This is a genomic window from Moraxella sp. RCAD0137, from assembly GCF_002894025.1.
Lineage (GTDB): Bacteria > Pseudomonadota > Gammaproteobacteria > Pseudomonadales > Moraxellaceae > Moraxella > Moraxella porci.
The window spans coordinates 376,238-388,428 of the sequence record NZ_LTCC01000001.1 but is presented as its reverse complement, the minus strand read 5'-3'; the positions used below and the strand labels follow the sequence as shown (position 1 = coordinate 388,428).

General features: G+C 45.9%; 9 protein-coding genes. 7 read left to right on the top strand and 2 right to left on the bottom strand.

Annotation, left to right across the window (positions count from 1 at the left end; genetic code table 11):
• The first annotated feature begins 186 nt into the window (after nucleotides 1–186).
• The gene (locus AZ602_RS01705; RefSeq protein ID WP_146025210.1) at nucleotides 187–537 is read left to right on the top strand and encodes a hypothetical protein; all 351 of its coding nucleotides are present in this window, start codon (nucleotides 187–189) and stop codon (nucleotides 535–537) included.
• 190 nt (nucleotides 538–727) lie between these two features.
• On the top strand, nucleotides 728–1,102 hold the full coding sequence (locus tag AZ602_RS01700; protein ID WP_103033407.1) for a hypothetical protein: 375 nt from the start codon (nucleotides 728–730) through the stop codon (nucleotides 1,100–1,102).
• A 737-nt stretch (nucleotides 1,103–1,839) separates the two neighbouring features.
• On the opposite strand, the gene AZ602_RS01685 is transcribed toward AZ602_RS01700, so the two are convergent.
• Both AZ602_RS01685 and gltB read right to left on the bottom strand, forming a co-directional pair.
• Nucleotides 1,840–3,261, bottom strand: a complete 1,422-nt coding sequence (locus AZ602_RS01685; protein ID WP_103033404.1) for an FAD-dependent oxidoreductase — start codon at nucleotides 3,259–3,261, stop codon at nucleotides 1,840–1,842.
• 63 nt (nucleotides 3,262–3,324) lie between these two features.
• The gene (gltB, locus tag AZ602_RS01680) at nucleotides 3,325–7,788 is read right to left on the bottom strand and encodes a glutamate synthase large subunit (RefSeq protein ID WP_103033403.1); all 4,464 of its coding nucleotides are present in this window, start codon (nucleotides 7,786–7,788) and stop codon (nucleotides 3,325–3,327) included.
• 380 nt (nucleotides 7,789–8,168) lie between these two features.
• Here gltB and AZ602_RS01675 point away from each other — a divergent pair, with 380 nt between their 5' ends.
• The 5 genes from AZ602_RS01675 (at nucleotide 8,169) to prfB (ending at nucleotide 11,891) form a co-directional block, all read left to right on the top strand.
• Entirely contained in the window at nucleotides 8,169–8,432 is a 264-nt protein-coding gene (locus AZ602_RS01675) for a succinate dehydrogenase assembly factor 2 (RefSeq protein WP_103033402.1), read from the top strand.
• 155 nt (nucleotides 8,433–8,587) lie between these two features.
• Nucleotides 8,588–8,998 (top strand): hypothetical protein, encoded by a 411-nt coding sequence (locus tag AZ602_RS01670; protein WP_146025209.1) that lies wholly within the window; start codon nucleotides 8,588–8,590, stop codon nucleotides 8,996–8,998.
• 150 nt (nucleotides 8,999–9,148) lie between these two features.
• Nucleotides 9,149–9,883, top strand: a complete 735-nt coding sequence (locus AZ602_RS01665; RefSeq protein WP_103033400.1) for a YidB family protein — start codon at nucleotides 9,149–9,151, stop codon at nucleotides 9,881–9,883.
• 154 nt (nucleotides 9,884–10,037) lie between these two features.
• Nucleotides 10,038–10,712, top strand: coding sequence for an HAD family phosphatase (locus AZ602_RS01660; protein WP_103033399.1), 675 nt, complete (start codon nucleotides 10,038–10,040; stop codon nucleotides 10,710–10,712).
• Nucleotides 10,713–10,795: 83 nt separating this feature from the next.
• Nucleotides 10,796–11,891, top strand: a protein-coding gene (gene prfB / locus AZ602_RS01655; RefSeq protein WP_103033398.1) for a peptide chain release factor 2 whose coding sequence is annotated in 2 segments (ribosomal slippage) — nucleotides 10,796–10,867 and nucleotides 10,869–11,891 — 1,095 coding nt in all. Because the reading frame shifts where the segments join, the coding sequence is not laid out codon by codon here.
• The last annotated feature ends 300 nt before the right edge of the window (nucleotides 11,892–12,191 follow it).

The following is a 12,191-nucleotide window of genomic DNA, read 5'->3' as shown; positions in this document are numbered from 1 at the left end:
TGCTATGGATGGTGATTTGTACTGGTGCATTTTTGAGCAGGTACGGTAGTTTTGGTATATGGCCCAACAGGGTACATACCATACACCATAATAACCATTCAATCAACGATACACGGTGCACACCCTACGCACTGATGTACTATCTTCAGATTTCTTTGTAATTCTATTAAAATTAGGAGGTCAATGATGAGCGTAGTTAAAATTATTATTCTTGGTTTTTTTACAGTATTTTTAAGTAGTTGTTATTATTCAAAAGACTGTTGGTATGTGGCACAAAGTGTTACTTGTTCTGCTCGTCCGGAAGTAGATCCGATTCAAACTTGGCAAAAAAAAGACAGTATTGGTCATACCAATCCTGAACAACGCTGGAGAGATTTTCAAGAGTGTGGACTGATCATCGCCAATGATGGAATGTGGCGTTTTAGGGAGACGCACAGACAAACTTACAGTTGCATGACTCAAAAAGGATATATTCAATTTGCCGAACACGAATGCCGAACAGAAAGCCAGACCAAATTAAATGGAAAGTGTAATTAATTGCTTATGACCTACTCGGCGGTCAGATATGGGGCTATTATGGTGATGATGGTAATACCAAGCGTGGTAGTAAGCCACTACAGGGAGTTGCCACAGGTGCCGCCATTCCTGTATCTGCTCCTTTTGCATTATCAGATTTATTATCCCCTGATTTTTTTGTTTTATTAATTAAGCTAGGAGGTAAATAATAATGAAATTGTTATTTTTAACTGCACTATCAGCAATGTTAACAAGCTGTTATTATTCGCAAGGCTGTTTAATCACGCCACAAGAAGTTGCTTGTTTTAATGAGCAATCTACTTTGTCAACTCCTAGTCCTATTAGTACATATCAAAAAAGCAATATGGCAGGAAGAACAGATAAAAATCAACGATGGATTGATGCTGTTAGCTGCGGTGCTGAATACGGAGATGATAGCCTTAGAAGTGTTGTTTTTGATAGCAATGGCATATTTAATAAACAAAAAGGAGAAAAATTTGATGATTGCATGTATGATAAAGACTATATTATTTTATCTCTAAAAGATTGTTATACAAAAAATAGGCTAAATGGCAAATGCAATTAGAAGGTTTGGTATTTTTTTATTGAAAGTTTTGCAGGAACGCATGATATCCAAGGTGGTCAGATATGGGGATTGTATGATGAGAGTGGGAATACTACTCGTGGTAGACGTGCAGACGACAATCCACATTCAAGTAGCCCCAATAGAAATGATGGTAGAATTTCATCGGTTACCGCGGTTATTGCAATTCCTACTGCTGCCCCCATTTGCCATAGCAGATTTAATCTCACCTGACTTTTTGCAGATCTTGCTACAAATTGGAGATTATTAAGATGAAAAAACTATGTATTCTATCTCTATGTCTTATGCTGACATCTTGTTATTATAAGAATGGTTGTTTTTATGCTCCACAATCTGTAACTTGCAGCGCCAAATACAAAGGTCCGTTCGCTTATTTTGACAAAGATGGTTTGAGCAATAGCCAAATACTAGAAGATATGAAAATGTGTCTTGGAGAACATAAAAATGATATTGATTTAGACTCATTTTTCTATTCCGCATTTTATAAAAAACGCTCACAACAAGATATTGCTCATAAGTTTACACACTGCATGATAAATAAAGGCTATGTATTTAACGATAAAATTTAAATACAGTCCAGCAGTATGCATACCACACACCATCAAAATAATTTCAATCAACGGTGCACGGTGTGCAGCCTACGCACTCATAAATATACCCAAACAAATAAGCATACCAACACTCATCGATATGCTTATTTTTTTGCTTGTCAGATTATCTTAGACTTCCAGATAATCCAAGATGCCTTTGGCGGCTTCACGACCTTCCCAAATCGCAGTCACAACAAGGTCTGAGCCACGCACCATATCGCCACCGGCGAAGATTTTTGGATTGGTGGTTTGGAACTTGTAAGGCTGTTTTTCGGGGGCGATGACACGGCCATCTTTGTGCATCTCGATGCCTTGGGCAGTAAACCACTCGGCAGGGCTTGGGCGAAAACCAAAGGCAAGCACCACGGCATCAGCAGGTAGAATCTCTTCTGAGCCTTCGACAATCACCGCACTACGGCGACCATTGGCATCAGGCTCGCCCAGTGTTGTGGTGACGACTTTGACGCCAGTGACTTTGCCATCTTTGCCGACGATTTCGACAGGTTGGCGGTTGAATAGGAAATTCACGCCTTCTTCACGAGCATTGGTCACTTCACGCTTTGAGCCTGGCATACTGTCTTCGTCACGGCGATAGGCACAGGTGACGGATGCAGCTTGTTGGCGGATGCTTGTGCGGTTGCAGTCCATGGCGGTATCACCACCGCCGAGTACGACGACGTGCTTACCTTGCATATCGACAAATGGCTCGGCATCGCTTTGCCAGCCGTGGCAGTGATTGACATTACCAATCAAGAAATCCAGTGCATCATACACGCCATCAAGGTCTTCACCAGCAAAACCACCACGCATATAGGTATAAGTCCCCATACCCATAAATACCGCATCATATTGCGCTAGTAGCTCATCGATGCTGATGTCTTTGCCGATTTCGGTATTTAGGCGAAACTCGATGCCCATGTCGGTGAAGATTTCACGGCGACGCACCATCACCTCTTTTTCCATCTTAAATTCAGGAATGCCAAAAGTGAGCAGACCGCCGATTTCAGGACGCTTATCAAAGACCACAGGGCGTACGCCATTTCGCACCAAGATATCAGCACAGCCTAGACCTGCTGGGCCTGCACCGATGACCGCCACACGCTTATCCGTCCAGACGACATTGCTCATATCAGGACGCCAGCCACGCTCAAAAGCGGTGTCGTTGATGTATTTTTCGATATTACCGATGGTCACCGCACCATAGCCGTCATTGAGAGTACAAGCACCTTCGCATAGGCGGTCTTGAGGGCAGACACGGCCGCAGACTTCAGGTAGGGTGTTGGTCATATGGCTAAGCTCGGCAGCTTGTTCGATCAGGCCTTCGGTGGCAAGCTTGAGCCAGTTTGGAATGTAGTTATGCACAGGGCATTTCCATTCGCAGTATGGGTTGCCACATTCTAGGCAGCGATGTGCTTGCTCAGTGGCGTTTTTTTGGTCAAATGGTTTGTAGATTTCGATAAACTGGGTTTTGCGAGTTTCGATCGATTTTTTGCTTGGATCGGTGCGTGGCGTATCCAAAAACTGAAAATCATTATGTAAACGAGCTGTCATAATTATTCTCCTATGGGGCGTTGGTGGGGATGTCTACCAACGCCAAATATCTAAAAAAGTGGATTATTGTGGATCAGCCATGGTGGATTTGACCAAAGTGGCGATATTTGCCGCTTTTGGTTTCACCAAATAGAACTTACGAACATAATGTTCAAAGTCACTTAGGATGGTCTGACCCCAGACGCTGCCCGTTTTTTCGACATGCGTTTCGATGATTTTACGCAGATAGATGCGATGTTCTTCGGTTTGTTCGCTTGAAATGCGGTGCAAATCAATCAGCTCATGGTTGCAGCGGTCGAAGAAATCGCCTTGGGTATCCAGCACATAAGCAAAGCCGCCTGTCATACCTGCACCGAAGTTCAGACCGGTCGGGCCAAGTACGGTCACCACACCACCAGTCATGTATTCACAGCAGTGATCACCTGTGCCTTCGACGACGGCATGGCTACCTGAGTTACGCACCGCAAAACGCTCGCCTGCAGTACCAGCTGCATACAGTGCACCGCCAGTTGCGCCATATAGACAAGTGTTACCGATGATGGCAGATTCGCTGGTCTTGATGTGGGCAGTGCGTGGTGGATAGATGACGATTTCGCCGCCCGCCATACCTTTGCCGACATAGTCATTGGCATCACCTTCAAGCTCAATATGCAGACCGCCTGCGTTCCATACGCCCAGTGACTGACCTGCGGTACCTGTCAAGTGCAGCTTGATTGGCTTGTCGCTCATGCCAGTATTGCCCCAAGTGGCAGCAATCTCACCTGAGATACGAGCACCGATAGAGCGGTCGCAGTTGCTGATGCGATAGCTGTATTCGCCACCGTAGCCTTTTTTGATATTGATATTCATATCGCTGACCATACGCTCAGCTAGTATACCTTTGTCAAATGGCTCATTGTTCGCTACTTGGCAAGTATGCGGTGCACCTTCGGCACGCGGATGGCTGTACAGTAGCGGTGTCAAATCCAGATGGTTTTGCTTACTGGTTTCGCCATCCAAGATGTCAAGTAAGTCTGTGCGGCCAACCAGCTCTTCAAGTGTACGCACACCCAGTTTCGCCATCCAATGACGCGTCTCCATCGCTACGAATTTAAAGAAGTTAATCAGCATATCCACTTCACCGATGTAGTGCTCTTCACGCAAATCGATACGCTGAGTGGCGACACCGGTTGGGCAGTTGTTTAGGTGGCAGATGCGTAGGTATTTACAGCCGACAGCCAGCATCGGCGCTGTACCAAAACCGAAGCTTTCAGCACCCAAGATGGCAGCCTTGACCACATCCAGACCTGTTTTTAGACCGCCGTCTGTTTGGATACGCACTTTATCACGCAGACCATTGACACGCAGTGACTGATGCGCTTCGGCAAGTCCTAGCTCCCACGGTGAGCCTGCGTAGTGGATTGATGATAGCGGTGATGCTGCGGTACCGCCATCATAGCCTGAGATGGTAATCAGATCAGCATAAGCCTTGGCAACACCCGTGGCAATCGTACCTACACCAGGACGAGAGACGAGCTTGACTGAGACTAGGGCATTTGGATTGACTTGTTTTAAGTCAAAAATCAACTGTGCCAAATCTTCGATCGAATAGATGTCATGATGTGGCGGTGGTGAAATCAGTGTCACCCCTGGTACTGAGTAGCGTAGGCGAGCAATCAGCCCATTGACCTTGCCACCTGGTAGCTGACCGCCTTCACCAGGTTTTGCACCTTGGGCGATTTTGATCTGTAGGACTTCGGCACTACGCAGATAAGCAGGCGTGACACCAAAGCGACCTGAAGCGATTTGCTTGATTTTTGAGTTCTTAAGCGTACCGTAGCGAGCAGGATCTTCACCGCCTTCGCCTGAGTTTGAGCGGCCACCGATGGTATTCATCGCCATAGCGATCGATTCATGTGCTTCTGGCGATAGTGCACCCAGTGACATCCCTGCTGAGTCAAAGCGTGGCAAGATATGCTCAATGCCTTCGACTTCATCTAGGCTAATCTCACCATCGGTCTTGAGTGCAAGTAGGTCACGGATGGTGGCGACAGGGCGGTTATTGACGATGTCGGCGTATTTTTGGTATTCGCTATAGTCGCCTGAGCGTACCGCAGCGTGTAGTGCGCGCACAACATCAGGGTTGAATGCGTGATATTCTTTGTCAAAGACAAACTTAATCAAGCCACCTTTGTCAATCGGTGTGCGACGGTTAAAGGCATTTTTGGCAAGGATGGCTTGGTCTTTGGCAAGATCATCAAAAGTCGCACCCTTGATACGGCTTGACACACCGACAAAGCACAAATCCACAATCTCTTCGGATAAGCCGACCGCTTCAAACAACTGAGCACCACGATAAGAAACAATGGTTGAGATACCCATTTTTGACAGGATTTTTAATAGACCCTTATCTAGGCTCTTACGGAAATTGGCTCGAGCGGTCAGTGCATCGATTTGGATTTCGCCTGATGCAACCAAATGATCAATCACATCATAAGCTAGGTATGGATAAATACAGGTCGCACCAAAGCCAATCAGCACTGCTGCATGGTGTGGGTCACGCACAAGACCAGTTTCGATGACGAGATTGGCATCAGCACGCAGGCCTTCTTTGATCAGATAATGATGCACTGCACCGGTGACCAGTACTGCATTGGCAGGGACTTTGCCTTTTTTGATGGCTTTATCTGATAGGATAATCAGCGTATAGCCTTTTTCGATGGCGGTTTTGACATCGCTGCAGATATTTTCGATGGCGCTTTTTAGATCTAGCGTCTCATCATAGTTCAGATCAATGCGATAGCTCAAAAACGCAGGATCTTGAGTGGCTTCTAGCTGCGCCATCTTGCTGGCTGATAAGATCGGTGATGATAGCACAATGCGGTGCGCATCTTTTGGCGATGGCTTAAAGACATTGGTCTCAGCGCCAAGACAAGTCTGAAGGCTCATCACGATCGATTCACGCAGTGGGTCGATCGGTGGGTTGGTGACCTGGGCGAACTGCTGACGGAAAAAGTCTGCCACATGGCGAATCTGACGAGACAGCACTGCCATCGGCGTGTCATCACCCATTGAGCCGACCGCTTCTTGAGCATTTTCGGCGGCAGGGCGGATGATCTCACCGCGCTCTTCACTGGTGATGTGGAACATTTTTTGTAAGGTGGCGAGCGTGTCGGCATCTTTGGCATCGTTGATTTGGGCTTTTTCGATGGCTTCGACATCACGGATACGCATGGCATTTTCACGCAGCCATTTGCGGTAGGGATGCGCTTTTTTTAGGATGGTCGAGATGGTCTTGGTGTCCATGATCTGACCACTGTGGGTGTCAATGACGAGCATCTGACCTGGGCCGATACGACCTTTGCCAGTGACATCTTCGGGGGCATAATCCCATGTACCGACTTCTGATGCGACGGTGATGTAGCCATTTTTGGTGGTCACCCAGCGAGATGGGCGTAGGCCGTTGCGATCAAGCATACACACTGCATAGCGACCATCTTGGATGACTAGGCCTGCTGGACCATCCCATGCTTCCATGTGCTGTGAATAAAATTCATAAAATGCACGCAAATCCATGTCCATGTTATCGACATTTTGCCAAGCGGGTGGTACAAGGATGCTCATCGCATGGAATAGGCTCATGCCACCATTCATCAGTACTTCAAGCATATTATCTAGGCTTGATGAGTCAGAACCTGTGGTGTTCACAAGCGGTGCCAAAGATTGTAGGCTCGGCAGTTTGTCGGTCTTAAGCTTCGGTGTGCGAGCCACAGACCAGTTGCGGTTACCTGTGATGGTGTTCAATTCACCATTGTGTGCCAAATAGCGAAATGGCTGAGCCAGTGGCCATTTTGGCAGGGTGTTGGTTGAGAAGCGTTGGTGGAAGACGACGATGTGCGATGCCAAGCGTTCATCTTGTAAGTCCAAGAAGAAGTTTGGCAAATCCGCAGGCATCACAAGGCCTTTATAAATCACGGTTTGGCAGTTGAGCGCTGTGACATAAAACAGCTCATCATCCGTCAGTGCATTTTCGGTTTTTTTGCGAGCAACGAACAGCTTGCGGTTAAAGACTTCAGGCGGTAGATCGCTGGGTGCATTGACAAAGATTTGCTTAAAATCAGGCAAGCTTTCACGAGCGATGTCACCGACGATGTCTAGATTGACCGGCACATCACGCCAGCCTGCGACTTCTAACCCTTCGGCGGTGATGTACTCATCAAATAGCTTCATACTGCGTTCGGCTTTGTCTTTATCAAGATTGACAAATACTGTACCGACGGCAAAATTTTCAGACAATTTAAACCCTGCTTCCTTGGCTACCGCTTGAAAAAATGCTTCAGGCTTGGCAATCAAAAGACCGCAGCCGTCACCAGTACGACCATCGGCAGCGACACCACCACGGTGTGTCATGCAGCTAAGAGAATGAATGGCAGTTTTGACGAGATCGTGGCTTGGCATACCCTCGACATGGGCAATCAAACCAAAACCGCAGTTATCCGAAAAATCATGCGGGGTCGCCAAATGGCTGGTAGTACTGATCATTGACATGGCTTATCCTTTTATAAATTGCCAAGCAAAGCTTGGGGGAAATGGCTAGTGCGATCGATGGGCTTGTACAGTCATTATTATGTGCCGTATCGGTCAATGGCGTCGGGATTTATTTAGCTGTTCACAAGGAAAAATCTTGCAAATTCATCAAGGTGAATATCCGACCCTGGCTATGTTATACTTTTTTTGATCAAAAATCTAGATTTTATTTGATTTTTTTATACCTATATTATTTTTTATGATAAATAGATCAAGATTTAAAAATAATCGTGAAAAAACTATCAGTTATCAGCATGATAAATGATGGCTTTTGGTATTTTTGTGGCAAAATTTGCTATACTACAGACATTGACTGTTTATTGATTTATTAGGAGTAAGACATGAGTATTAGCCCAACCGATGCCCAAAGACGCATCATTTATCAAGCACGCCGCGGCCTAAAAGAACTCGATTATTATCTGGATCCTTATGTCAAAGAGCATTATTTGACTGCTGATAGTGATGAGCAGGCGGCGTTTGAGACTTTATTGACTTATGAAGATCCAGATTTGTTGCTGTTTTTTTTGGGTCAACAGACGCCAAAAGAAGAAGGCGTCGCTGCACTGATTGCTAAGATGAAAGCGCTGCGCTTTGCCAAACTTTGACCCATCAATCCGCCTAATTACGCATCAGACAGATTAAGATATTGAATAAATATACTAAAAACACCTTAAAATTAGATATTAAAATTACAACCAGTAAGTCCTTGATCCTATTTAGCTGCGCTGTGATTTTTGTGGTGTTATTACTGTGTGCTGCTGTGAGCTTATCGATCTGGCAATGCCTTGTGCTGGCCGTGGTCGGATCTGTGTTATTGATGCACATTCATTGGCAACAAAAGCATCGTGTGCATCACCTCAGCACCGATGACATTGATGGCGTTTGGCTGTTGGCGAAGATGGATGCGCAGCTGTCAGCGCTGTCGGTGAGGCATCGGTTAGGCTCGCCTACCCCTAAAAAACCTCTGGATCAAGCCATCATCCATCAAGCTTATCTTCATGACATTGATGCGGTGGCCTTGGGCGTCACTCAGGCTGTGATACTCGAATTTTATGTGATTTTGCCAAAAAAGCAGCGACTGCGTGTCGTGATATTCCAAGATCAGCTGACGGCGCGGGATTTTTCGCAGTTGATGGCGTTGGCGCGGTTAAGGCGAGGGATGGGCGTGTAACAATGCGTTCAAAACTAGCACAAATCATTACAAAACTAAAGTCATGATTTTGTTAAGATGACATCAATATAGCGATTCTTGGCGGTCATTGGTTATCCATCAAAACCGCCATCACTTTATCATTCATCACAGTCAATTTAAGGAAAAATCATGAGCTTACTTCAAAACATCGTCGGACAAGTCCTAAAAAACGCCATCCAAACTCAACCAACACAGCAGCCCAATGCCAATCAAAGCGGACTTGGCGGCTTGCTTGGCGGTCTGGCCAATTCGATGGGTCAGTCTCAGCAGCCATCATCGGCTAATCAAGCTGGCTTGGGCGGTTTGCTTGGCAGCGTGCTTGGCTCACAAATGGGCGGCCGTCAGTCATCAGGCCTAGAATCGGTGTTGGGCGGTTTACTTGGCAATTCTCGTCAAAATACCAGCGCTGGTGATTTGGGCAGTGTGCTAGGCAGCGTACTTGGCCAGGGTGGTATGGCTCGTGGCGGCTTGCCGCAGCAGTCAGGTGGCTTCAATAAAAGCACACTGCTATTAGCGCTATTACCTGTCGTGCTGGCTTATATCCAAAAAAATGGCGGCCTGTCAGGTGTACTTGGTAAATTCAGCAACAATGGCATGGGCAATAAAGCGCAGTCATGGGTGAATATCGACGCTGATAATGATGGCATCGATGCAGGCGACATTCAGCGTCTGTTTGGCGACCAAGAAATCCAAGCAGCGTGCGCCCAAACAGGTGCTAGCGAATCGGAAGTCTGTCAAGGCATCGCAGAGCTACTACCAAAAGTGGTCAATGACTTGACACCGCAAGGTGATCTAAGCACCGAGCAAGAGGCGAATGATGAGATCGCACAGATTCTTGCACAGATGAATGCCAATAAACTTTAAGCGTTTTGATAAGCAAAAGCAGTCGATGATCGGCTGCTTTTTTATGCTATCAATAAAACCCAAGATAAATCATCATCAAATCACATCGAAAACTTGCAAGCGGTGATAAGATTGGCGATAATGGCGGCTAATTATTTTATAGTAAGGATAACTGATGCCAAATCTTGCTTTGTTTGACCTAGATATGACACTGCTCAATGTCGACAGCGATCACAGTTGGGGACAGTTTATTGTCAATAAAGGCCTTGTCGATCCACAAGTCTATGCCGATGCCAATGACAAATTTTATCAAGATTATATCGCAGGTACGCTCGATGCGGTGGAGTATAATGAGTTTGTGTCGGCGTTTTTGCACACGCAGACGATGGCGGATTTACACGCTTATCGTGAAGAGTATCTAAATACTTGGATACGACCAAATATGCGCACCAAGGGCATGGCACAAATCAATCAGCACAAAGAGGCTGGTGATGTCGTCGTGGTCATCAGTGCGACCAATGATTTTGTGGTGGTGCCGATTGCAGGACTGTTTGGTGTCGATGCGGATCATACTTTGGCGACAAAGCTTGAAATCATTGATAATCACTACACTGGCAAAGTCGCTGACCGTCCCAATTTTAAAGAAGGTAAGATTTATCATTTGACCAATTTGATCAAGGCATATCAAGATAAGGGTGTGCAGTTTGATAAGCTGATTGCTTATTCAGATTCCAAGAATGATTTACCATTACTAAACTATGCCGATGAAGCAGTCTGCATCACACCTGATGCGATTTTACGCAGCGAGGCTGAAAAAAACGGCTGGCGAATTGAAGATTGGTCACTGTAGTGATGTGTGATGCTGGTCATAGAAAAATAACTTAAATATTGCTATAATAAGCGGTTGATTTATTTTATACATTTGGAGCCATCATGGAAATCGCCATCTACCAAGAACAAATCAAAGACCTTGCCACTCGTGGCCAAGAACTTCGGGGGTATCTTTGACTTCGAAGGCAAAAAAGAACGCCTAGAAGAAGTCAATCTAGAGCTTGAAAACCCAGATATCTGGAATAACCCTGATGCCGCCACCAAAATCAGCAAAGAAAAATCGGTGCTTGATGGCATCATCGGTGTGATCGAGGGGCTGGATGCCAGTCTAGAGGATGCTGCAGCGATGCTGGAGCTGGCTGTCGAGGCAGACGATGAGAGCCTACTTGCTGATGTGCAAGCTGAGCTGGATGCGGCGCGTGCCAAGGTTGAAGATCTTGAGTTCAAGCGGATGTTCAGCGGTGAGATGGATGCCAATAACTGCTACCTAGACATCCAAGCAGGCTCGGGCGGCACCGAAGCACAAGACTGGTCGCAGATGCTGCTGCGTATGTATCTGCGTTGGTGTGAGAGTCATGGCTTCAAGGCGGATGTCCTTGAGGTGTCAGAAGGTGGCGTGGCGGGCATCAAGTCGGCATCGATTCATGTCAAAGGCGACTATGCTTTTGGTTGGCTGCGTACTGAGATTGGTGTGCATCGTTTGGTGCGTAAGTCACCATTTGATAGCAATAACGGTCGCCATACCTCATTTGCTGCCGTGTTTGTATCGCCTGAGATTGATGATAATGTCGAGATTGATATCAACCCTGCCGATCTACGCATCGATACCTATCGCTCAAGCGGTGCTGGTGGTCAGCACGTCAACACCACGGATTCGGCAGTCCGTATCACCCACCAACCGACAGGCGTGGTCGTTGCGTGTCAGAATGAACGCTCACAGCACGCCAACAAAGACACTGCAATGAAGATGCTACGCGCCAAGCTGTATGAACTAGAAATGCAAAAACGCATGGAAAAACAGCAGGCACTCGAAGACAGCAAATCTGACATCGGTTGGGGTAGCCAAATCCGTTCATATGTACTGGATGACTCTCGTATCAAGGATTTGCGTACAGGCGTTGAGACCTCCAATACAGGTGCGGTACTGGATGGCGATTTGGATAAATTTATCGAAGCAAGCCTAAAAGCAGGACTGTGATTGATTCAATTGGCTGTCAAAAGCATAAAATCACTCATCGGATGATGGGTGATTTTTTATTGAATGTAAAGAATTGTAATTATATTGAAACATTTGCTTGCAATTTTATGGCAAATCCATTAAAATAAAAATACTTATTAAGGAGGGGGGGGGTAGCGCGTCCCTTTTACTTAATTTTTGATCAGTTTATTAAATTTTTATAAATCATCGGATGGTTTTTTATAAATTTAATTAATTAATCAAAAATTTTGATGCGTTAACTCTTCTAATATGGTAAATCAGTTCTGATTTATCTTTAGA

Bases quoted from the DNA above. Each gene is read 5' to 3' on its own strand.
- AZ602_RS01705 (WP_146025210.1), top strand. From the start codon at position 187: ATGAGCGTAGTTAAAATTATTATTCTTGGTTTTTTTACAGTATTTTTA.
- AZ602_RS01685 (WP_103033404.1), bottom strand. From the start codon at position 3,261: ATGACAGCTCGTTTACATAATGATTTTCAGTTTTTGGATACGCCACGC.
- gltB (WP_103033403.1), bottom strand. From the start codon at position 7,788: ATGTCAATGATCAGTACTACCAGCCATTTGGCGACCCCGCATGATTTT.
- AZ602_RS01660 (WP_103033399.1), top strand. From the start codon at position 10,038: ATGCCAAATCTTGCTTTGTTTGACCTAGATATGACACTGCTCAATGTC.
- AZ602_RS01665 (WP_103033400.1), top strand. From the start codon at position 9,149: ATGAGCTTACTTCAAAACATCGTCGGACAAGTCCTAAAAAACGCCATC.
- AZ602_RS01700 (WP_103033407.1), top strand. From the start codon at position 728: ATGAAATTGTTATTTTTAACTGCACTATCAGCAATGTTAACAAGCTGT.
- AZ602_RS01675 (WP_103033402.1), top strand. From the start codon at position 8,169: ATGAGTATTAGCCCAACCGATGCCCAAAGACGCATCATTTATCAAGCA.